The 22,108-nt window shown below is 74.4% G+C and carries 20 protein-coding genes; 1 reads left to right on the top strand and 19 read right to left on the bottom strand.

The window, feature by feature from the left end; genetic code table 11:
• The first annotated feature begins 27 nt into the window (after positions 1-27).
• Positions 28-852: a DUF899 family protein gene (locus ISOVA_RS06565; RefSeq protein WP_233275961.1), complete on the top strand. Its 825-nt coding sequence runs from the start codon at positions 28-30 to the stop codon at positions 850-852.
• On the opposite strand, the gene ISOVA_RS06560 is transcribed toward ISOVA_RS06565, so the two are convergent.
• From ISOVA_RS06560 to ISOVA_RS06470, 19 genes are all read right to left on the bottom strand, one after another.
• Positions 846-1,349 (bottom strand): NUDIX hydrolase, encoded by a 504-nt coding sequence (locus ISOVA_RS06560; RefSeq protein ID WP_013838464.1) that lies wholly within the window; start codon positions 1,347-1,349, stop codon positions 846-848. The two genes, ISOVA_RS06565 and ISOVA_RS06560, sit on opposite strands and share 7 nt — an antisense overlap.
• Entirely contained in the window at positions 1,346-4,930 is a 3,585-nt protein-coding gene (gene dnaE, locus ISOVA_RS06555) for a DNA polymerase III subunit alpha (RefSeq protein WP_013838463.1), read from the bottom strand. The genes ISOVA_RS06560 and dnaE overlap by 4 nt, the downstream gene beginning before the upstream one ends.
• A gap of 57 nt (positions 4,931-4,987) precedes the next feature.
• Positions 4,988-5,380 carry a DUF1232 domain-containing protein gene (locus tag ISOVA_RS06550; protein WP_233275960.1) on the bottom strand — a complete coding sequence of 131 codons (393 nt, stop codon included), beginning with the start codon at positions 5,378-5,380 and terminating at the stop codon, positions 4,988-4,990.
• 19 nt (positions 5,381-5,399) lie between these two features.
• Positions 5,400-6,329, bottom strand: a complete 930-nt coding sequence (locus ISOVA_RS06545) for an RluA family pseudouridine synthase (protein WP_013838461.1) — start codon at positions 6,327-6,329, stop codon at positions 5,400-5,402.
• 3 nt (positions 6,330-6,332) lie between these two features.
• Positions 6,333-6,938, bottom strand: a complete 606-nt coding sequence (locus ISOVA_RS06540; protein ID WP_013838460.1) for a signal peptidase II — start codon at positions 6,936-6,938, stop codon at positions 6,333-6,335.
• 43 nt (positions 6,939-6,981) lie between these two features.
• Positions 6,982-7,443, bottom strand: a complete 462-nt coding sequence (locus ISOVA_RS06535) for a TraR/DksA family transcriptional regulator (RefSeq protein WP_013838459.1) — start codon at positions 7,441-7,443, stop codon at positions 6,982-6,984.
• A gap of 152 nt (positions 7,444-7,595) precedes the next feature.
• Positions 7,596-8,207, bottom strand: a complete 612-nt coding sequence (locus ISOVA_RS06530) for a DivIVA domain-containing protein (protein ID WP_013838458.1) — start codon at positions 8,205-8,207, stop codon at positions 7,596-7,598.
• Between the two features lie 152 nt (positions 8,208-8,359).
• Positions 8,360-8,644 carry a YggT family protein gene (locus ISOVA_RS06525; protein ID WP_013838457.1) on the bottom strand — a complete coding sequence of 95 codons (285 nt, stop codon included), beginning with the start codon at positions 8,642-8,644 and terminating at the stop codon, positions 8,360-8,362.
• Between the two features lie 72 nt (positions 8,645-8,716).
• Positions 8,717-9,190 (bottom strand): cell division protein SepF, encoded by a 474-nt coding sequence (locus ISOVA_RS06520; protein ID WP_013838456.1) that lies wholly within the window; start codon positions 9,188-9,190, stop codon positions 8,717-8,719.
• A gap of 117 nt (positions 9,191-9,307) precedes the next feature.
• Entirely contained in the window at positions 9,308-10,117 is an 810-nt protein-coding gene (gene pgeF / locus ISOVA_RS06515) for a peptidoglycan editing factor PgeF (protein ID WP_013838455.1), read from the bottom strand.
• Positions 10,114-11,448, bottom strand: a complete 1,335-nt coding sequence (gene ftsZ / locus ISOVA_RS06510; protein WP_013838454.1) for a cell division protein FtsZ — start codon at positions 11,446-11,448, stop codon at positions 10,114-10,116. The genes pgeF and ftsZ overlap by 4 nt, the downstream gene beginning before the upstream one ends.
• A 174-nt stretch (positions 11,449-11,622) precedes the next feature.
• Positions 11,623-12,576, bottom strand: a complete 954-nt coding sequence (locus ISOVA_RS06505) for a cell division protein FtsQ/DivIB (RefSeq protein WP_013838453.1) — start codon at positions 12,574-12,576, stop codon at positions 11,623-11,625.
• Positions 12,576-14,084 carry a UDP-N-acetylmuramate--L-alanine ligase gene (murC, locus tag ISOVA_RS06500; RefSeq protein WP_013838452.1) on the bottom strand — a complete coding sequence of 503 codons (1,509 nt, stop codon included), beginning with the start codon at positions 14,082-14,084 and terminating at the stop codon, positions 12,576-12,578. Before murC ends, ISOVA_RS06505 begins: the two co-directional genes overlap by 1 nt.
• Positions 14,081-15,229: an undecaprenyldiphospho-muramoylpentapeptide beta-N-acetylglucosaminyltransferase gene (murG, locus tag ISOVA_RS06495; RefSeq protein WP_013838451.1), complete on the bottom strand. Its 1,149-nt coding sequence runs from the start codon at positions 15,227-15,229 to the stop codon at positions 14,081-14,083. The genes murC and murG overlap by 4 nt, the downstream gene beginning before the upstream one ends.
• A 9-nt stretch (positions 15,230-15,238) precedes the next feature.
• Positions 15,239-16,492 (bottom strand): putative lipid II flippase FtsW, encoded by a 1,254-nt coding sequence (ftsW, locus tag ISOVA_RS06490; protein ID WP_013838450.1) that lies wholly within the window; start codon positions 16,490-16,492, stop codon positions 15,239-15,241.
• 13 nt (positions 16,493-16,505) lie between these two features.
• On the bottom strand, positions 16,506-18,005 hold the full coding sequence (murD, locus tag ISOVA_RS06485) for a UDP-N-acetylmuramoyl-L-alanine--D-glutamate ligase (protein ID WP_013838449.1): 1,500 nt from the start codon (positions 18,003-18,005) through the stop codon (positions 16,506-16,508).
• A complete protein-coding gene (mraY, locus tag ISOVA_RS06480) occupies positions 18,005-19,087 on the bottom strand; it encodes a phospho-N-acetylmuramoyl-pentapeptide-transferase (RefSeq protein WP_013838448.1) in 1,083 nt (360 codons plus the stop codon). The genes murD and mraY overlap by 1 nt, the downstream gene beginning before the upstream one ends.
• On the bottom strand, positions 19,084-20,502 hold the full coding sequence (locus ISOVA_RS06475; RefSeq protein WP_013838447.1) for a UDP-N-acetylmuramoyl-tripeptide--D-alanyl-D-alanine ligase: 1,419 nt from the start codon (positions 20,500-20,502) through the stop codon (positions 19,084-19,086). The genes mraY and ISOVA_RS06475 overlap by 4 nt, the downstream gene beginning before the upstream one ends.
• A complete protein-coding gene (locus tag ISOVA_RS06470) occupies positions 20,499-22,100 on the bottom strand; it encodes a UDP-N-acetylmuramoyl-L-alanyl-D-glutamate--2,6-diaminopimelate ligase (RefSeq protein WP_013838446.1) in 1,602 nt (533 codons plus the stop codon). The genes ISOVA_RS06475 and ISOVA_RS06470 overlap by 4 nt, the downstream gene beginning before the upstream one ends.
• Positions 22,101-22,108: the final 8 nt, after the last annotated feature.

Raw genomic sequence — 22,108 nt, 5'->3', positions numbered from 1 at the left:
GAGCCTACGTGCGCGCCCGGGCGACCGATGACTCCTGGGCACCCCCCGCAGTCGGACGGATGTCGGCACGGGACGTGCCGTGCGCCCGGACGAGGAGGCCGCCATGACCACGTTGCACCACGACACCGCCCGCGCGGTCCCGCCCGTCGTCGACCGCGAGGCCTGGCAGCGCACGCGGGAGGCGCTGCGCGTGAGAAGGCCCACACCCGCGAGGGCAACGCGATCGCGGCGGCCCGGCGCCGCCTGCCGATGACCGAGGTCGACGCCGGAGCGACGCTCGTCGGGCCAGACGGCCCCGTCTCCTTCCTCGACGTGTTCGAGGGACGCGACCAGCTCGTCGCGTACAAGCACATGTGGCACCCCGGGGCCGGGATCGAGGGGCAGTGCGAGGGCTGCACGGCGAGCATCTGGAGCCTGCAGGACGCGGTCTACCTCCATCACCGCGGCGTGAGCTTCGCGGTCTTCTGCGAGGGACCGTGGGACGAGGTCGCTCCCTACGTCGAGTTCATGGGGTACACCGTGCCGTGGTACTCGATGCTCGGCGTCACGGACGAGGCGGTCGGCGGCGGCCTGTCCGACGACCGCGGGCTCCTGTCGTTCTACCTGCGCGTCGGCGACCGGGTCTTCCTCACGAACGAGACGACGTACCGCGGCGTCGAGGCCGTCATGGCGCAGGCACAGCTGCTCGACATGACGGTCTACGGGCGCCAGGAGGAGTGGGAGGACTCGCCCGAGGGGTGGCCCCGGCACCCCACCGGGACCTGGTGGAAGGCCGACGGCCGGCCGGTGCCGCAGTGGACGCGCCCCGGTGCCGCACCCGCGGGGGCGGTGACGCCCCACCACCATCACTGACCGGGCGACCCGAACCCGTACGCGAGGATCGGCGGCACGTGCCCGTCCTGGATCGCGCGCAGCACGACCAGCTCGTGCGGCACCACCGGGTCGGGCAGCGCGACGAACGGGAACCAGCCCAGGTCGTCGGCCTTGGCCTCGCGCAGCGCGGGCTCGCCCTGCCAGCGCACGGCCTCGAAGAAGAAGTCGACCCGCTGCTCGAGCGCCGGACCGCCGGGCATCCCGCGGTGCATGGTCGTGAGCGGGCGCAGGTCCTCCGGCCGCACGACGACGCCGAGCTCCTCGCGCGCCTCGCGCACCGCCGCGGCCACGACCGACTCCCCCGGCTCGACGTGGCCGGCGACCGCCGCCCAGTGGCCGTCCATGAAGCCCGTCCCGGCGCGCCGCTGGAGCAGGACGCGGCCCTCGCGACGCAGGTAGACGTACGCCGCCGGAACGACCCGGAACCGGTGCTCCGCCGAGCCGTCGTCCCAGGTCGCCGACCGCCGACCGCTCACGAGAGGCAGGCCGGCCCGAGCAGCGCCTTGAGGTCGCCGAACAGGGCGGGCGACTTCTCGACGCGCAGGCCGTCACCGGCGCGCACCACGGTGCGCTTGCCCGGCTCCGCCACGCTCACGTGCACCTCGGCCGGGCCGGGGTGGGTCGCGAGCACCTCTCGCAGCCGCACCATGACGGGCTCGACGCACCGGGTGTGCGGCACCGTGACGAGCACGGGCGTGTCCGCGACGGCCGACGTGTCGGGCAGCGACACCTCCATGGCCTGGAGCTGCATCTGGTCGTCGCGGCGGCGCACGCGGCCCTTGAGCGTGATCACCTGGTCCTCGGCGAGGATCGTCGAGTACGCCAGGTACGTCTCGCCGAAGAACATCACCTCGACCGCGCCCTCGAGGTCCTCGATCGTGACGGCCGCCCACGGGTTGCCGTTCTTGCTCATCTTGCGCTGCAGCGACGTGATGAGCCCGGCGACGGTCACGGTCGAGCCGTCAGGCCGGCCCTCGTCGGCGACGAGCGTCGCGATCGACGTGTCGGCCGCGCGCGCGAGCACGTGCTCGAGGCCGGACAGCGGGTGGTCGGAGACGTAGAGGCCGAGCATCTCGCGCTCGAACGCGAGCCGCTGCTTCTTGTCCCAGTCGGGCAGGTCCGGCACGTCGACCGAGAAGTTCATGCCGTCGTCGGCGGCGCCGCCGAAGTCGGCGAAGAGGTCGAACTGCCCCTCGGCCTCCTTGCGCTTGACGCTGATGACGGAGTCGACGGCCTGCTCGTGGATGATTAGCAGCGCGCGCCGGGCGTGCCCCAGCGAGTCGAACGCGCCGGCCTTGATGAGCGACTCGATCGTGCGCTTGTTGCACACGACCGCGGGCACCTTGTCGAGGAAGTCCTGGAACGAGGTAAAGGCGCCCTTGGTCTCCCGCGCGGTGATGATCGCGTCGACGACGTTGGCGCCGACGTTGCGGATCGCGGTGAGGCCGAACCGGATGTCCGAGCCGACGGCGGTGAACTTGGCCGCGGAGTCGTTGACGTCCGGGGGCAGGACCGTGATGTGCATGCGACGGCACTCGTTGAGGTAGAGCGCCATCTTGTCCTTGTCGTCGCGCACGCTCTGCAGCAGCGCGGCCATGTACTCCGTCGGGTAGTTCGCCTTGAGGTAGGCGGTCCAGTACGCGACGAGCCCGTAGCCCGCGGAGTGCGCCTTGTTGAACGCGTACCCGGCGAACGGGACGAGCGTGTCCCACACGGCCTTGATCGCGGCGTCGGAGTACCCGCGCTCCTTGCACCCCGCCTCGAAGTTGACGAACTCCTTGGCGAGCACCTCGGGCTTCTTCTTGCCCATGGCGCGGCGCAGCAGGTCGGCCTGGCCGAGCGAGTACCCCGCGAGGATCTGCGCGGCGCGCTGCACCTGCTCCTGGTAGACGATGAGGCCGTACGTCTCGTCGAGCACCTCGGCGAGCGGCTCGGCGAGCTCGGGGTGGATCGGCTCGATCGTCTGCAGGCCGTTCTTGCGCAGCGCGTAGTTCACGTGCGAGTTCATGCCCATCGGGCCGGGCCGGTACAGCGCGATGACGGCCGACAGGTCGTCGAACTTGTCCGGTCGCATCTGCCGCAGCAGCGCGCGCATGGGCCCGCCGTCGAGCTGGAACACGCCGAGCGTGTCGCCGCGCGCGAGCAGCTCGTAGGTGGCCTTGTCGTCGAGCGCGACCTGCTCGATCGCGACCGGGTCCTTGCCGTTGTTGACGATGTTCTCGAGCGCGTCGTCGAGGATCGTGAGGTTGCGCAGCCCGAGGAAGTCCATCTTGATGAGGCCGAGGCCCTCGGACGTCGGGTAGTCGAACTGCGTGATGACCGCCCCGTCCTGCGGGCGGCGCATGATCGGGATGATGTCGATGAGCGGCTCGCTCGACATGATGACGCCGGCCGCGTGCACGCCCCACTGCCGCTTGAGGCCCTCGATGCCGCGCGCCGTCTCGACGACGCGCTGCGCCTCCGGGTCGGAGTCGTGGACCTGGCGGAACTCCGCGGCCTCGGGGTAGCGCGGGTGCTGCGGGTCGAAGATGCCGGACAGGGGGATGTCCTTGCCCATGACCGCGGGCGGCATGGCCTTGGTGAGCTTCTCGCCCATCGCGAACGGGAAGCCCAGCACGCGCGAGGCGTCCTTGAGCGCCTGCTTGGCCTTGATCGAGCCGTAGGTGACGATCATCGCCACGCGGTCGTCGCCGTACTTCTCCGTGACGTACCGGATGACCTCGGCGCGCCGGCGCTCGTCGAAGTCGACGTCGACGTCGGGCATGGAGACGCGCTCCGGGTTGAGGAACCGCTCGAAGATGAGCCCGTGCTCGAGCGGGTCGAGCTCGGTGATGCCCATGACGTACGCGACCATCGAGCCGGCGGCCGAGCCGCGGCCCGGCCCGACGCGGATGCCCTGCTCCTTGGCCCAGTTGATGAAGTCGGCGACCACGAGGAAGTACCCCGGGAAGCCCATCTGGATGATGACCTCGGTCTCGTACGTGGCCTGCTTGCGCACCGCGTCCGGGATCCCCTGCGGGTACCGGCGGTGCAGCCCGCGCTCGACCTCCTTGACGAACCAGCTGATCTCGTCCTCGCCGTCCGGGACCGGGAAGCGGGGCATGTAGTTCGCGCCGGTGTCGAACGAGACCTCGCAGCGCTCGGCGATCGCGAGCGTGTTGTCGCACGCCTCGGGCAGCTCGGAGAACAGCCGGCGCATCTCGGCGCCCGAACGGACGTAGTAGGTGTCGCCGCTGAACGCGAAGCGGTTGCCGCCCTGGTCGTACGTGGGCTCGTCGAGCGACGAGCCCGAGTTCACGGCGAGCAGGACCTCGTGGGAGTGGGCGTCCTCGCGCTTGGTGTAATGCAGGTCGTTGGTCGCGACGAGCGGTGCCCCGATGGCCTCGGCGAGGCGCAGGAGGTCCTTGGTGACCCGGGTCTCGATCTCGATCCCGTGGTCCATGAGCTCGACGAAGTAGTTCTCCTTGCCGAAGATGTCCTGCAGCTCGCCGGCCGCCCGCACGGCCTCGTCCCACTGCCCGAGCCGGATGCGCGTCTGGACCTCGCCCGAGGGGCAGCCCGTGGTCGCCATGAGGCCCTCGTGGTAGGTCTCGAGCAGCTCGCGGTCCATGCGGGGCCACTTGCCCATCTGGCCGTCGAGCGACGCGAGCGACGACGCCCGGAACAGGTTGTGCATGCCCGGGTTGTCCTTGGCCCACAGCGTCATGTGCGTGTATGCGCCACCGGCCGAGACGTCGTCGCGCCGCTGCGACGCCTCGCCCCACAGGACCTTGGTGCGGTCGTGCCGACTCGTGCCCGGCGTCACGTACGCCTCGACGCCGATGATCGGCTTGACGTCGAACTTCTGCGCCGTGCTCCAGAAGTCGAAGGCGCCGAACAGGTAGCCGTGGTCGGTGATCGCGATCGCCTTCTGGCCGAGGCGCTGCACCTCGGCGAAGAGCTCCGGCAGCCGCGCCGCGCCGTCGAGCATCGAGTACTCGGTGTGCACGTGGAGGTGGACGAAGTCGTCGCTCTTCTGCGCGCTCTGCGCGGGTGCGGGGGGTGCGGCGTCGGGCATGACCCCGAGTCTAGGAGCCGCGTCCGACACTGCGGAGCCGCCCCGCCGGGGCACTCCTCACAGGCCCGCGAGCCGGGTCAGGACCGCGAACCCGTCGTCCGTTCCGGGCCAGTGCAGGCGCACGGCGTCGACCCCGGCGCGGCGCACCACGGACCGCAGCACGAGCACGACGACGACCACGTCGTCGGCCCAACCGAGCACCGGCACGACGTCGGGGACGACGTCGAACGGCATCGCCAGGTACGCGAGCAGGAGCCCGAGCCGGACGCGCACGCCGCGAGGCAGCGAGCGGTCCGCCGCGAGCCGGCGCACGAGGCGCAGGACGTCGGGCAGCAGCCGCACGCCGTCGCGCAGCGCGTCCGTGCCGGACCGCAGGACGAGCACCGCGACGAGCAGCGCGAGCCACGTCAGGAGCAGGGCGGCCGCGACGGCGAGCGCGCGTCCGCCCACCACGGCAGGGCGTACCAGCTCACGCGTAGGCACCGCGGACGACCTCGAGCGCGCGCGCCAGGTCCTGCGGGTACTCGCTCGCGACCTCGACCCACCGTCCCGACAGCGGGTGCTCGAAGCCGAGCCGGACGGCGTGCAGCCACTGCCGCTCGAGCCCCACGCGCGACGCGAGCACAGGGTCCGCCCCGTAGGTGAGGTCGCCGACGAGCGGGTGGCGCAGCGCCGCGAAGTGGACGCGGATCTGGTGCGTGCGGCCCGTCTCGAGGTGGACCTCGACGAGCGACGCCGCGGGCAGCATCTCGAGCACCTCGTAGTGCGTGACCGAGGGCTTGCCGTCCGCGACCACCGCGAACTTGTAGTCGGCCGTGGGGTGGCGACCGATCGGCGCGTCGATCGTGCCCGTCGTGGGCTCGGGGTGGCCCTGGGCGAGCGCGTGGTAGACCTTCTCGGGCGTGCGCTCCTTGAACGCGCGCTTGAGGCCCGAGTACGCGGCCTCGCTCTTGGCCACGACCATGAGCCCCGACGTGCCCACGTCGAGCCGGTGCACGATGCCCTGGCGCTCGGCCGCGCCCGAGGTCGACACACGGTAGCCGGCGGCCGCGAGCGCCCCCACGACCGTGGGGCCGGTCCACCCCGGGGAGGGGTGCGCGGCGACGCCGACGGGCTTGTCGACCACGACGACGTCGTCGTCCTCGTACGCGATCGTCATGCCGGGCACGGGCTCGGCGACCACGGCCGGCTCGGTGCGAGGCTCGGGCACGTCGACCTCGAGCCAGCCGCCGGGCGTGAGCCGGTCGGACTTGCCGACCTCGCGCCCGTCGAGGCGGACCGCGCCCGACGCCGCGAGCTCGGCCGCCTGGGTGCGCGAGAAGCCGAGCATCCGCGCGAGCGCGGCGTCGACGCGCTCGCCCGCGAGCCCGTCGGGCACGGGCAGGGTCCGCAGCGCCACGGCTCAGGCCTCCTCGGCGTCCGGCGTGGCGCGCTCCTGCTGCTCGTGCTCGCGGCGGCCGTCGAGACCGAAGCCGCGCAGGCCGAGCAGCGCGACGAGGATCGCGGCGGCGACGATCGCGATGTCCGCGACGTTCCCCACGAAGACGCCGTAGTCGATCATGTCGACCACGTGCCCCTGCGCGAAGCCCGGGTCGCGGAAGAGCCGGTCGCCGAGGTTGCCGAGCGCGCCGCCGAGCAGCAGGCCGAGCGCGACCGTCCAGCCGCGGGAGCCGATGCGGCGCACCGCCCGCAGGATGACCACGACCACCGCGACGACGATGATCGTGAGCACCCACGTCATGCCGGTCGCGATCGAGAACGCGGCACCGGGGTTGAACACGAGGCGCAGGCCGAGGAGGTCGCCGACGAGCGGGACCCGCTCGCCGTCGGAGAGCGTGGACAGCGCCCACCACTTGGTGAGCTGGTCGGCCACGAGGACGACGGCTGCGAGCGCGAAGACCCACCTCGCCAGCCCCGTGCGGACCGGTCCGGCGGCGGGTCGCTCGAGGTCGGGTGCGGGCTCGGAGGGCAGCTCGGACGCGCCGGCGCCGTGTTCGGGGGTAGACATCGCCCGCCAGTCTATGCGGCGGGCGCTCGCCGTCAGGACCTGCTCAGCGCCGTTCTTCGCGCGCCTTGGCCTCGACCGACAGCGTGGCGCGCGGGAACGCCTGGAGCCGGGCCTTGCCGATCGGCAGGCCCGTCATCTCGCACGTTGCGTACGTGCCGCCGCGGATCCTCTCGATCGCGTGCGTCGTCTGGGCGAGGAGGTCGCGCATGTTGTTGACGAGCGTGAGCTCCTGCTCGCGCTCGAGCGCGCTCGAGCCGTAGTCGGCCTGGTCGTCGCCCGCGCCGTCGCCCGAGTTGCGCAGGAGGTCGGACAGGTCCTGGTCGGCCTGGGCGAGCTCGGCCTCGAGCCGGGCCTTGTCCTCGAGCAGGAATGCGGCCAGCTCCTCGACCTCCTCGAGGGTCCACGGGTCCTCGCCCTCGCGCACGGGGAACGTCGCGACGTCCCGCGCAAGGTTGGGGAACTGCTCGCGCAACGCCGCCCGCGTGGTGGTGGAGAGCTTGGCCATCGGTGCCCTTCCGGTCGGGTCCCTCGTGGTGGGTCACCGCAGCGTAAATGCAGGAACCGGCTCTCACAACAGCACGCGCCGTGCGGCGCGTGCTGGTGTGTGAGCCGGTTCCCGGCGTGCGTCGGGGCGGGCCCGCGGCGCGAGGCGGCGCCTCAGAGCTCCGAGGGTCGTCCGGCGGCGGCGTTCTGCCGCGGCGGCAGGGCCGAGCCGCGCGCGTCGAGGTCGCCGAGCAGGTTCTGCAGGAAGCTCTTGAGCCTGGTGCGGTAGTCCCGCTCGAACAGGCGCAGCTCGTCGATCTTGCGCTCGAGGAGCGAGCGCTCCTGCTCGAGCTGCGACAGCGTGCGGTGGCTGGTCTCCTCGGCTTCGCGCACGATGCGGGCGCCCTCGGCCTTCGCCTCGGCGATGAGCCGGTCGCCCTCCTCCTGGCCGGAGCGGACGTAGTCGTCGTGGAGCTTCTGGGCGAGCTGCAGCATGCCCGTCGCCGACTCGGGCTCGGCGTGCGTCTTGGCCGCGGCCACGGGCGCCGCGGCGGCCACCGGGGCCTGCTGCGACTGCTGCGCGGCGTCGGAGCGCGACAGCTCCGCGACGCGACGCTCGGCCGCGGCGAGCTTCGAGCGCAGGTCGTCGTTCTCCTCCTGGACCGCCGTGAGGGTGCGGACGACCTCGTCGAGGAAGTCGTCGACCTCCTCCACGTCGTAGCCCTCGCGGAACTTCGTCGCCGAGAACTTCTTGTTGAGGATGTCCTCTGCAGTCAGGAGTGCCATCGTGTCACCTCGTTGCCGTTGCAGGTTCTGGCCCCGTCGCACGGACCGGGAGCGTCCGTCGCCGTGAGTGACCACGGTAGCGGACGGCTCGCCGGACGACATGCCGGGCACGGCGCGGCCCCGGTCCGCACACAGCGTCTTCACACGCCGCGCTACAGGCGGGCGAAGATCGACGACACGAACGAGACCAGGATGAACAGGACGAGAAAGGCCAGGTCGAGACGGATCTGGCCGAGCGTGAGGGGCGGGATCACCTTGCGCAGCGCACGCAGCGGCGGGTCGGTCACGGTGTAGATGCCCTCGGCGATGACGAGCATCACACCGCGGGGTCGCCAGTCACGCGCGAAGAACTGCACCCAGTCGAGCACGAGGCGCACGATGAGGCACAGGAGGAACAGCTGCAGGAGGAAGGCGACGAAGCCGAAGATTCCGCTCACGGGACGAACCTACCGTGCACAGGTCGACGCGCGGACCGGGGGCGGTGCCCGGCCCGCGCGTCGACGCGCGCGTCAGCTCTGGTTGTAGAAGCCGCCGCGGCCCGACGGCTTGTCGGAGACCTTCTCCTCGCCGGTGATCTCGACGTGCTCGGGCGAGAGCAGGAAGACCTTGTTGGTCACGCGCTCGATCGAGCCGTGCAGGCCGAAGATCAGCCCCGCCGAGAAGTCGACGAGGCGCTTGGCGTCGGCGTCGTCCATGTCCGACAGGTTCATGATGACCGGCGTCCCGCCGCGGAACGCCTCGCCGATGAGCCGGGCGTCGTTGTACGAGCGCGGGTGGATGGTCGTGATGCGTCGCAGGTCGCTCGCGGCGAGCGGCGCCGCCTCGCGGACCCCGCCCCGGTGCAACGGCGTCACCGGGGCCTGGTAGTCGTCACCCACGGGTGCCTCCAGCTCCTCGTCGTACTCGTCGAGGTAGTCCTCACGCTCGCCCTGGTCGTCGGCGAGACCCAGGTACAGCATGGTCTTGCGAAGCGCTCCGCCCATCGCCCTTGCTCCGTTCGTCGGCACGTCCGCCCTGCCATCCCGGACGGTCTCTTGACGTTAACCACGGTCAGGCGCTAGGAGGCGTGCGACACGCCGGTGTGTCGCACCAGTCGCCCGTCAGGCAAGGACGACGACGCCGGCCTGGCGACCCGTCGTCGTGCCCTCCGCCGTGGCGCGCCGGTGCGAGTAGAGGTCGGCGTCGGTGCGGGTGCACCGGTCGACGCGCTGCGCGACGACGCCGCGCGAGGCGAGCTGGGCGAGCACGCCCGCCGGCAGGTCGAGCGCGGACGTGCCCGCGTCGGTCGTGGCCCACGCCTGCGGCACGCCGGACGACACCGCGTCGCGCAGGTCCTCGGGCACCTCGTAGCACCGCCCGCACACCGCGGGCCCGACGGCGGCGCGCACGTCCTCGACGTGCGCGCCCCGGGCGAGCAGCGCGTCGAGCGCGCGGTGGACGACGCCCGCGACGAGGCCGGCGCGCCCGGCGTGGGCGACGCCGACGACCCTCGCGACCGGGTCGGCGAGCAGCACGGGCACGCAGTCGGCGACCAGGACGCCGAGGCCGAGCCGCTCCTCGGACGTGACGAGGGCGTCCGCCTCGCCCGCGGTCAGCGGCGGGTGCGCGGCCGCCCAGGCCTCGCGGTCCGCGCCGCCGAGCTCGAGCACGCCGTCACGGTGCACCTGCGTCGCGAACGCGACCGGTGCGCCGACCCACGCCGCGAGCCGGGCGCGGTTCTCCTGGACCCGCGCCGGGTCGTCGCCGGTCGACGTGCCGAGGTCGAGCGACGACCACGGCGCCGGCGAGACGCCGCCGTGGCGCGTCGTGAACCCCGCGACGACCCCCGGCCCGAGGTCGACGCGCAGCAGCCCGGCCCCGAACTCCTCCGGCAACAGCGCCTCCTGCGCCCACGCGGCGGGCGTGCTCACTTGAGGAAGTCGGGCACGTCGAGCTCCTCGGCGGGCCGGCGCGCGTCCTCGAAGATGCGCGGGACCTCGACGGGCCGCTCGACCGTCACGCCGTCGCCCTCCTCGACGACCGCGAACGCCGGCCGGCCGTCGCGCGGCTCGCCCGCCGAGGCCGCCGGGCGGTCGTCGAGGGACGCCGGCACGTCGTCGGGCTCGGCCGGGATCGGGCGCGGCTGGGCGTGCGCGCCCGCACCGGCGGGCGGCGCCGGCACGGGCCTGCCCGCGCCGGCGTGCGGCTCGGGCTCGACGACCGAGACCTGCCCCGTCGCGGTCGTGGCGACCGACGGGCGCGGCGCCGCGCCCGCGACCTGGCCCAGGGCGCGCCCGTCCTTGCGGGTCTGCGGGACGCCGCCGTCGAAGCCGGCCGCGATGACGGTCACGCGGACCTCGTCGCCGAGCGCGTCGTCGATGACCGTCCCGAAGATGATGTTCGCCTCGGGGTGCGCCGCCTCCTGGACGAGGCGCGCGGCCTCGTGCACCTCGAACAGGCCGAGGTCGCTGCCGCCCTGGATGGACAGCAGCACGCCGTGCGCGCCGTCGATCGAGGCCTCGAGCAGCGGCGAGGAGATCGCGAGCTCGGCCGCCTGGACCGCGCGGTCCTCCCCTCTCGCCGACCCGATGCCCATGAGCGCCGAGCCGGCGCCCTGCATGACGGACTTGACGTCCGCGAAGTCGAGGTTGATCAGGCCGGGCGTCGTGATGAGGTCGGTGATGCCCTGCACGCCCGAGTGGAGCACCTGGTCGGCCGAGTGGAACGCCGCGATCGCGGAGACGTTCCGGTCGGACATCGACAGCAGGCGGTCGTTCGGGATGACGATGAGGGTGTCGACCTCCTCGCGGAGGTTCTCGATGCCCTGCTCGGCCTGGACCGAGCGGCGGCGGCCCTCGAACGTGAACGGCCGCGTCACGACGCCGACCGTCAGCGCGCCGAGGGAGCGCGCGATGCGGGCCACCACGGGCGCGCCGCCCGTGCCGGTGCCGCCGCCCTCGCCCGCCGTCACGAAGACCATGTCGGCGCCGCGCAGGACGTCCTCGATCTCCTCGGCGTGGTCCTCGGCCGCCTTCTTGCCCACCTCGGGGTCGGCGCCGGCGCCCAGGCCACGGGTCAGCTCGCGCCCGACGTCGAGCTTGACGTCGGCGTCCGACATCAGCAGCGCCTGGGCGTCGGTGTTGATGGCGATGAACTCGACACCCTTGAGCCCGACCTCGATCATGCGGTTCACGGCGTTCACGCCGCCACCGCCGATGCCGACCACCTTGATCACTGCCAGGTAGTTCTGCGGAGTTGCCACGTCGTTGCCTCTCGGGTCGTTCCTGTCCCGACGCCCTCCCCCGTGAACCCTAAGGTTCTAGTTGAGGGTTAGAGTTATGTCAGGTTGCTGCTAGTTGTCGACGGTAGGCGTCGACGTCGGCCGCGCGAGGGACGTCCCCCGGCGTGTCGCGCCCACCGGTTTCCCGCGCCGTCGTCATTGCGTGACCGGGAGCTCGGGCGACGAGACGTCGACCACGCGCGCGCCCGGCTCGACCTCGAGCAGCGTGCGCACGACCTCGACCTTGAGCGCGACCCGCGACGCCCCTCCCCAGCGGACGCTCCGGCCGTCGCGCAGCACGGTCTCGACGTCGTCCTGGGTCTCCGCGCGCACGCTCGCGACCTGGTCGGACAGCTCGGGCGGCAGCGCGGCGAGCACGCGCAGGGCCGCCTGCAGCGCACGGGCGCTGCCGTCGTCGAGCGGGACGTCGACCACCGCGAGCCCCTCGGGCGCCGCCTCGGCGGTGCCGACCCGGATCCCCTCGGGGTCGAGCAGCGCGAAGCCGCCGTCGGTCGGCACGGCCGCGACCGGCTCGCGCGACGTCAGGGCGACGTCGAGCCCCTGCGGCCAGACGCGCGCGATGCGCACGTCCTTGACACCGCGCATGCCGAGGATCTCGGCGCGCAGCGCGACCGTGTCCAGGCGCGGGAGCGGCACGTCGGCGCGCGCGACGACGGCCGCGCGCACCTCCTCGACGTCGATCGTCGTGCCCTCGCCGGTGATCGTGACCTCGGCCGGGTCGAGCGCGAGCGCCGGGGACCAGAACACCGCCCACGCGAGCGCCGCCGCGGCGACGAGGGCGAGCAGCCACGCCAGCACGCGGCGCCACCGGCGGTGACGGCGCATCGCCGTGCGCTCGGCGAGGCGGTCCGCCATCGCGGTCGAGACGCGGGCCGGCGCCGCGGCCGCGGGCGGCTCGGCCACGACCCGAGCGGTCGTGCGCGCCGGGACCGCCTTGGGCGTCGCGCCCGTGCGCGGGGCGGCTTTGGGTGTGGCGCCGGTCCGCGGCGCGGCCTTCGGCGTCCCACCCGTCCGGGGCGCGGCCTTCGGCGTCGCGCCCGTGCGCGGGGCGGCCGCGGGCTTCGTGCGGGGACGGGGTGGCTGACGCATCAGTCCATGGTGTCCTCGACGGGCGCCGCGGCGGTCGGCGCCACGCCGGAGGCGTCGCGTGCGCGCAGCAGGTCGAGGATCACGGGGCCGAGCTCGGTCACGTCCCCCGCGCCGACGGTCAGGACCAGGTCGCCGGGCCGCGCCAGCCCGGCGGCCACGTGCGCCGCCTCGAGGCGGTCCTCCACCGCGTGCACTCCCCCGCCCGACGCGGTCGCCGGGAGCAGGTCGGTGATCGTCCGGGCGGTGACGTCCGGGTCGACGTCCTCGCGCGCCCTGTAGACGCCGGTGACCACGACCTCGTCGGCGAGCGCGAGCGCGGCCGCGAACCGGTCGGCGAAGAGGCGCGTGCGCGAGTACAGGTGCGGCTGGAACAGCACGACGATCCGACCGCTGCCGGCGACGGGACGCGCGGCGCGCAGGAGCGCCTCGACCTCGGTCGGGTGGTGGTCGTAGCTGTCGACGACCCGCACCCCGGCGGCCTCCCCCTTGGGCTCGAACCGCCGTCCCGTGCCGACGAACGTCGCGGCGCCCGCGACGGCCTCGCCCGGCTCGGCCCCGAGCAGCACCGCGGTCACGACGGCGGCCGTGGCGTTGAGCGCGTTGTGCGCGCCGGGCAGCTCGAGCCGCAGGTCGCGCGGCTGGGGCCCCAGCGGGCCCCCTGACACGACGGCGCGGACGGTGCCGGGCCCCACGACGACGTCGCGCACGCGGACGTCGGCCGCCTCGGCCGTCCCGTACGTGACGACGTCGCGCCCCGCGGCACGGTGCGCGACGGCGAGCTCGGCGGAACCGGCGTCGTCGGCGCACGCCACGAGCGTGCCGCCCGGCACGATGCGCGCGGCGAAGTCGACGAACGCCTGCCGGAACGCGTCGTGCGACCCGTAGTGGTCGAGGTGGTCGGCCTCGACGTTGGTCACGACCGCGACGGTCGGGGCGTAGTTGAGGAACGAGCCGTCCGACTCGTCGGCCTCGGCGACGAGGACGTCGGACGCGCCGAGGTGGCCGCCGGGCACGGCGCGGACCTCCCCCGTCTCGGCGTCCCGCACGCGGACCGTCCCGCCGATCGCGAACGACGCGTCGGTGCCGCAGGCGCGCAGGACCGTCGCGACCATCGCGGACGTCGTGGTCTTGCCGTGCGCGCCCGCCACCGCCACGGCGCGCCGGCCCACCATGAGCGCGGCGAGCGCCTCGGAGCGGTGCAGCACCCGCAGCCCCGCGGCGCGGGCGGCGGCGAGCTCGGGGTTGGACTCGCGCACCGCCGAGGAGACGACGACCGTCTCGACGCGCGGCTCGCCGTCGGGCCCGACGACGTGGGCGGCGTCGTGGCCGACCCACACGGTCACGCCGTCGCCGCGCAGGGCCTCGAGAGCGGGCCCGGCGGCGGCGTCCGAGCCCTGCACGGGCACGCCGCGCGCCGCCAGGAGCCGCGCCACGACCGACATGCCGGCCCCGCCGACGCCGACGAGGTGGACGCGCCCCAACTCCTCGAGCCGTGCCGGCGCGCTCACGCGGGCTCCCCCGCGGCGACCGCCTCGCCGACGAGGTCGGCGACGCGCGCGGCGGCGTCGCGCACGCCCGTGGCCGCCGCCGCCTCGGCCATCGCGTCGAGGCGCTGCCGGTCGGCGAGCAGGGCCGGGACCGTCCGGGCCAGCCACGCGGGCGTGAGGTCCGCGTCGTCGACGAGGATGCCGCCGCCGGCCTCGACGAGCGGCGCGGCGTTGAGCCGCTGCTCGCCGTTGCCGATCGGCAGCGGGACGTAGACCGCGGGGACGCCCAGCGCGGCCAGCTCGCACACGGTGCCCGCGCCGGCGCGCCCGACGACGAGGTCGGCGACCGCGAGCGCGAGGTGCATCTCGGGCAGGTACTCGCGCACCTGGTAGCGACGCGTCTCGTGCGTGCCCGACAGGGCGCGGACGGCCGCGCGCACGCCCTCGTCCTTGCCGCGGCCCGTGAGGTGGAGCACCTGCGCGCCCGACTCGAGCAGGGCCGCGGCCGCGCCGGCGACGGCGGCGTTGACCGACGCGGCGCCCGAGGACCCGCCCGTGACCACGAGGGTGGGCAGCGCCGCGTCGAGGCCGAGCGCGTCAGCGGCGGCGACGCGGGCGGCCGCGGGGTCGGCCTCGCGCGCGGCGACGAGCTCGGCGATCTCGCGGCGCAGCGGCAGCCCGACGGAGACGGCGCCGGGCAGCGCGGTGCCCGGGAACGTCACGCCCACGCGCGCGGCCCAGCGCGCGCCGAGCCGGTTGGCCAGGCCCGGCCGGGCGTTCTGCTCGTGGATCACGACCGGCACGCCGCGGCGGCGCGCCGCGAGGTACGCGGGCGTCGAGACGTAGCCGCCGAAGCCCACGACGGCCTGCGCGCCGATCTCGTCGATCGCGGCCTCGGCCGCGCGCACGGCGGACGCGAGGCGGCCGGGAAGGCGCAGCAGGTCCACGCTCGGGCGACGCGGGAGCGGCACGCGCGGGACGGGGCGCAGCTCGTAGCCGCGGGCCGGGACGAGGTCCGCCTCCAGGCCGGTCGTCGTCCCGAGCACGAGCACCTTCGCGCCCGGCTCGCGGGCGCGCAGCTCGTCGGCGACGGCGAGCAGAGGGTTGACGTGACCGGCGGTGCCACCCCCGGCGAGCACCACGGAACGGACGGGAGAGATGTTCACACGTGGACCCTACCGGCCGCGCAGGCGCACCCGGTCACGGCCACGGCCCACCACCGCGAGCGAGCGTCGGACCACGCTGCCCCGCGCCGCGAGCGCCTCCGCCGCGCCGGGCTCGGTGCGCGCGAAGCCGATCACCATGCCGAGCGCGGCCATGGTGGTCACCAGGGCGGAGCCGCCCGCCGAGACGAGCGGCAGCGGGATGCCGATGACGGGCAGCACCTGGATGACCACCCCGATGTTGACGAACGCCTGGCCCACGATCCAGCAGGCGACCGCCGCGGTCGTGATCTTGACGAACGGGTCGGTGTGGCGGCGCACGACGCGCGCCATCGCGACGCCGAGCACGGCGAAGAGCGCGAGCACGAGGAGCGTGCCGAGCAGGCCGAGCTCCTCGCCGATGATCGCGTAGATGAAGTCGTTGTGGGCCTCGGGCAGGTAGCGCCACTTCTCCCGGCTCGCGCCGAGCCCGACGCCGAACAGGCCGCCGGTGCCGAGCCCGTACAGGCCGTGGATCGACTGGTAGCACTCGCCCTGGGGGTCGGCGCACTCGCCGTAGGTCGCCAGGATGCGGCTCATGCGGTTGGAGTTGCCGCGCACGAAGAGGAAGAAGACCGCCGCGGACGCGAGCGTGCCGCCGAGCACGAGCATCTTGGCCGGCGCGCCCGAGACCCACAGCGCGCCCGCGACGAGCGCGACGACGACGATCGCGGTGCCCAGGTCGTGACCCGCCATGATGAGGCCGACGAGCGCGAGCGCGCCGGGCACCGCGGGCATGAACGCGTGGCCCCAGCTGCCGAGCAGGTGCTGCTTGCGCCCGAGCACGGTGCCGAGCCACACCGCGAGCGCGAGCTTGCCCAGCTCGGCCGGCTGGACGACGACGCCGCCGCCCAGGTGGATCCAGCCGGTGTTGCCGCCCTGGCTCAGCGCGAACGCGGGCACGAGCGTGAGCGACTGCAGGCCGAGCGCCACGAACAGCGCCGGCCACGCGAGCCGCTTGTACCAGCGGACGGGGATCCGCGTCGCGACGAGCATGAACGGCATGCCGAGCAGCGCCCAGCGCGCCTGGACGAGGAACTGCGCGTACGGCGACTTGCCCTCCGCGATCGACGTCACGGTCGAGCTCGAGAGCACCATGACCAGGCCGATGACGAGCAGCAGGCCCGTGGCCCCCACGAGGAGGTAGTAGCTCGTGACCGCCGAGTTCCACTGGCCCAGCCACGGGCGCTCGGGGGCGGACCTGCGGGCGTTCGTCGTGACCGCCATGCCCCTCCCCGTCCTACTCGTCAAGCTCCTGCACCGCGGCGGCGAACGCTGCGCCGCGCTCCGCGTAGGAGCGGAACTGGTCCATCGAGGCGCCCGCCGGGGCGAGCAGCACGGTGTCGCCCGGCCGGGCGAGGTCCCGCGCGGCCGCCACGGCCCGGCGCATCACGGACCCAGTGTCACCGGGATCGACCCGCACGACGGGGATCTCGGGCGCGTGTCGGGCGAGCGCCTCGGTCCACGGCGCCGGGTCGACGCCGATGACGACGGCCGCGCGCAGCCGGTCCGCGCGGCGTTCGACCAGGTCGTCGAGCCGCGCGCCCTTGGCGAGCCCGCCCGCGACCCACACGACCGTGCCGGGCTCGTACGTGGCGAGCGACGCCGCCGCGGCGTGCGGGTTGGTGGCCTTCGAGTCGTCGACGTACGCGACGCCGCCGAGCACCCGCACGCGCTCGATGCGGTGCGCCCCCGGCCGGAAGGACCGCAGGCCGTCGCGCACCGCCGCGGCGGGCACGCCGTGGGCGCGCGCGAGCGCGGCGGCCGCGAGCGCGTCGGACACGACGTGCGGCGGGGGCACGGCCGGCCCGTCGCCGGTCGCGGCCGGCGCGAGGTGCGCGAGGTCGGCGAGCGTGCCGAGCTCGGCCGCGTACGTGCGCCGGTCGGCGGCGTCGGCGGGCGCGTGGAACGCGCGGTCGACGAGGACGTCCTCGACGAGCCCGAGCTGCCCGGGGCCCGGCGTACCGAGCGTGACGCCGACGGCGCGCGCGCCCTCGACGACGTCGGCCTCGCGCACGAGGTCCTCGGTGCGCGGGTCCGCCACGGTGTAGACGCACGCGACCTGGGCCCGCGCGTAGATGCGTCCCTTGTCGGCCGCGTACGCCTCGAGCGAGCCGTGCCAGTCGAGGTGGTCGGGCGCGACGTTGAGCACCGCGCCCGCCTCCACCGACATGGTGTGCGTGAAGTGGAGCTGGAAGCTCGACAGCTCGACCGCGAGGACGTCGAGGTCCGGGTCGACCGCCGCGGTGAGCAGCGGCGTCCCGACGTTGCCGACGGCCGCGGTGCGCAAGCCCGCCGCGGCGAGGATCGAGGCGAGCATCTCGACCGTCGTCGTCTTGCCGTTGGTGCCCGTGACGGCGAGCCACGGGGCGGGCCCGCGCGCCGCGCCGTCGGGCCCGCGCCGGTCGACCCGCAGCCGCCACGCGAGCTCGACCTCGCTCCACACCGGGACGCCCGCGGCGGTCGCGGCCGCGAGCAGCGGCGTCGACGGCGCCCAGCCGGGCGAGGCGACCACGAGGTCGGCCCCGGCGACGAGGTCGTCGAGGCCGGCGCGGTCCTCGGCGGCGGCGCCGCGCACGTCGGCGTCGTCGGCCCGGGCGTCGACCGTGACGAGCTCGCGCACCCTGCCCGCCAGCGCCGCGACGACGGCGCGGCCGCTCACGCCGAGCCCGGCGACGACGACGCGCGCGGCGTCGAGCGGGACGGCGGGCTCGACCGGCCGGCCGTGCCCGGCCGGCATCAGCCGACCACCCACTCGGCGTAGAAGATGCCCATGCCGAGCGCCGCGAACAGCCCCGCGATGAGCCAGAACCGGATGACGATCGTCACCTCTCCCCACCCCGAGAGCTCGAAGTGGTGGTGCAGCGGCGCCATCTTGAACACGCGTCTGCGGGTCATCTTGAAGAAGCCGATCTGGATGACGTCCGACAGCACGATGATCACGAACAGGCCGCCGATGATCGCCGCGAGGATCTCGGTGCGCGACAGGATCGACAGGCCCGCGAGCGCGCCGCCGAGGGCGAGCGAGCCGGTGTCTCCCATGAAGATCCTGGCCGGGCTGGCGTTCCACCACAGGAAGCCGAAGCAGGCGCCCATGACGGCCGCCGCGACGATCGCGACGTCCTGCGGGTCGCGCACCTCGTAGCACCGCGGTCCCGCCGCCAGCAGGCGCTGGCACGACTGGTTGAGCTGCCAGATCCCGACGATGACGTAGGCGCCGAACACGATGAGCGAGGTGCCGGTCGCCAGGCCGTCGAGGCCGTCGGTGAGGTTGACCGCGTTGGACCACGCCGTGATGAGGAAGTTGGCCCACACGACGAACAGCACGAGCCCGATCGTCGCGCCCGCGAACGCCAGGTCCAGGTTGGTGTCGCGCAGGAACGAGATCCGGGTCGACGCGGGCGTGCGCGCGTTCCCGTTGGGGAACTGCAGCGCGAGCACCGCGAACGAGACGCCGACGAACCCCTGGCCGAGGATCTTGGCCCACGGCGTGAGCCCGAGCGAGCGCTGCTTGCGGATCTTCGTGAAGTCGTCGAGGAAGCCGACGAGCCCGAGGCCCGTCATGAGGTACAGCACGAGCAGCGCGGTCGCGCTCGGCATGCGCCCGGCCACGACCATCGACGCGGCGACCCCCAGCAGCGTGGCGCCGATGATGACGACGCCGCCCATCGTGGGCGTGCCGCGCTTGGTGAAGTGCGCGGTCGGGCCGTCCTGCCGGACGAACTGGCCGTAGTTGCGGTGCACGAGGAACCGGATGAACAGCGGCGTGCCGAAGAGCGCGACGACCAGGGAGGCGCCCGCCGCGACGAGGATGGCGATCACGGGGCGACCTCCGCGAGCTCGTCCGCGAGCCGCCACAGACCGGTCGAGTTGGACGCCTTGACGAGCACGACGTCGCCGGGCCGCAGCGTCTCGCCGAGGACGGCGCGCGCGGCGTCGAGGTCCGGCACGAACACCGACTCCTCCCCCCAGGAGCCCTCCTGGAGCGCTCCCTCGTGGATGTGGTACGCCCCGTCGCCCACGACGACGAGCTGCTTGATGTTCAATCGGACCACGAGCCGGCCGATCTCGTCGTGCGCCACGCGCGCCTCGTCGCCGAGCTCGCGCATCTCGCCGAGCACCGCGACGGACCGCCGCGTGCGGCCCGCCATGACCGCGAGCGTGCGCAGCGCGGCCTTCATCGAGTCGGGGTTGGCGTTGTAGGCGTCGTCGACGACGGTCACGCCGTCGGGCCGCTCGGTGACGGCCATCCGGTGCGGGCTCAGCGCGGTTGCCCGCGACAGCCGCTCGGCGACCGTCCCGAGCGGCACCCCCAGGCGCAGCGCGGCGGTCGCGGCGGCGAGCGCGTTGGTCACGTGGTGCGCGCCCACGAGGCGCAGCGCCACCTCGGCGCGCTCCCCGCCCGCCGTGAGCGTGAAGCGGGCACGGCCCGCGTCGACCTCGACGTCGGTCGCGCGCACCGCGGCCGCGGGGATCGTGCCGAACGTGACGACCTCGGCGTCCTCGGGGGCGCGCGCGGCCATCGCCGCGACGCGCACGTCGTCGGCGTTGAGCGCGACCGTGCCGCCGGGCACGACGCCCTCGGCCATCTCGCCCTTCGTGCGGGCGATGGTCTCGACGTCGCCGAAGAACCCGAGGTGGGCGCTGCCGACGGCGAGCACGATGCCGACGTCGGGCGGCGCGATGCGCGTGAGGTAGGCGATGTTGCCGGGCCGGTCCGCGCCCATCTCGAGCACGAGGCGGCGCGTCGCCGGCGTCGCGCGCAGGACGGTCAGCGGGAGGCCGACCTCGTTGTTGAACGACCCGGCGGGCACGACGACGGCGCTCGGGTCGTCGCCCTCGGCGGGCGCGAGGAGCTGGCCGAGCAGGTCCTTGGTCGTCGTCTTGCCGACCGAGCCGGTCACCGCCACGACCTTGACGTCGGCGGTGGCCCGCAGCCGTGCGAGCACGTGGCGCGCGAGCTCGCCGAGCGCGGCCTGCACGTCGTCGACGACGACGGCGGGCACGCCGTCGAGCTCGCGCGCGGCCAGCACGAGCACGGCGCCCGCGTCGCGCGCGGCCGCGGCGAAGTCGTGCCCGTCGACGTGCTCGCCCGGCAGCGCGACGAACAACGACCCGGCCCCGGCCTGACGCGAGTCGACGACGACGGGCCCGGTCACGAGGGTCCCCGGCGCGGCGCCCCCGGCCAGCCTCCCGGCGGTCGCCTCGGCGACCTCGGCGGCGGTCAGCTCGATCATGCGGTGGTGGTCCTCTCGTGCCTCGTGGCCAGGGCGCGACGGGCCTCGACGCGGTCGTCGAGCTCGAGGTCGACGCCCGCGACCTCCTGGATCGTCTCGTGGCCGCGGCCGGCGACGAGCACGGTGTCGTCGGGTCCGGCGTCGAGCACGGCGCGGCGGATCGCCTCGGCGCGCGGCGCGACCTCGAGCACCTCCACGGAGCGCCCCGCCGCGGCGGCGACGTCGCGCGCGGCGCGCGCGCCGCCCAGGACCTCGGCGCGGATCGCGGCCGGGTCCTCGCCGTGCGGGTCGTCGTCGGTCACCACGACGACGTCGGCCCCCGACACCGCGGCCGCGCCCATGGCCGGGCGCTTGCCCGCGTCGCGGTCGCCCGTCGCGCCGAACACGACGACGAGCCGTCCGGCCGTCGTCGGGCGCAGGGCGTCGAGCGCGAGCTCGAGCGCGTCGGTGTTGTGCGCGAAGTCCACGACGACGCGCGGGTCGCCACCGCCGCCCGCCCCGACGACCTCCATGCGGCCGGGGACCGTCGCCGAGAGCCCGCCCGCGGCGTCGAGCGCCTCGCGGACGTCGTCGAGGTGCGCGCCGCCCTCGAGCACCATGACGGCGGCGAGCGCCGCGTTGGCCACGTTGAACCCGCCCGGCAGGCTCGTCGAGGTGCGCAGCGTCCGGCCGTCGGCGTGCGTGAGCGTGAAGGCCGAGCCCGTGCCGTGCGGGACGACGTCGGACACGGTCCAGTCGGCGTCCGCCTCGCCGTCGCGCGCCGGCCGGGTGCGGAGCGTCGCGACCGGGATGCGCGCGGCGTCGGCCATGCGCTCGCCCCACGCGTCGTCGACCACGACGACGCCGCGGCGCGCGCGGGCGGGCGTGAACAGCAGGGCCTTGGTGTCGAAGTACGCCTGCAGGTCGCCGTGGAAGTCGAGGTGGTCCTGGCTGAGGTTGGTGAAGCCGACGACGCCGAACTCGATGCCGTCGACGCGGTGCAGCGCGAGCGCGTGCGAGGACACCTCCATCGCGAGCGTGCGGACCTCGTCCTCGACCATCGTGGCGAGCAGGGCCTGCAGGTCGGCCGCCTCGGGCGTCGTCAGGCGGCTCGCGAGCACGCGGTCGCCCGAGCGCATCTCGACCGTGCCGACGAGCCCGCCCTTCCACCCGAGCGCGCGCAGCAGGTGGTCGATCTGGTAGGTGGTGGTCGTCTTGCCGTTGGTGCCCGTGACGCCGAACGTCATGAGGCGCTCGGCCGGGCTGCCGTAGACCCACGCCGCGACGGCGCCGAGCACGGCGCGCGGGTCGGGCGCGACGAGCACGGGCACGCCCGCGAGCGCGTCGCCGAGCAGGCGCGCGCCCTCGGCGTCGGTGAGGACGGCCCGGGCGCCGCGCGCGACGGCGTCGGCCGCGAACCGGGCGCCGTGCGCGCGCGAGCCCGCGAGCGCGACGAACAGGTCGCCGTCGGCCGTGAGCCGGTTGTCGGAGACGACCGAGGTGACGGTCACGTCGTCCGGGCCGGTCGCTGCGGTCTCGAGCCCGAAGGTCAGGGCGAGGTCCCGCACCCGGCGCGGGCGCGTGGCCGTGGGCCGGAAGCGGTCGAGCGGGGATGTCACGGAGTAGA

The organism is Isoptericola variabilis 225, assembly GCF_000215105.1.
In the GTDB taxonomy this organism is placed as follows: domain Bacteria; phylum Actinomycetota; class Actinomycetes; order Actinomycetales; family Cellulomonadaceae; genus Isoptericola; species Isoptericola variabilis_A.
The sequence above is the reverse complement of the archived record's forward strand: the minus strand, read 5'-3'. Positions and strand labels throughout refer to the sequence as shown.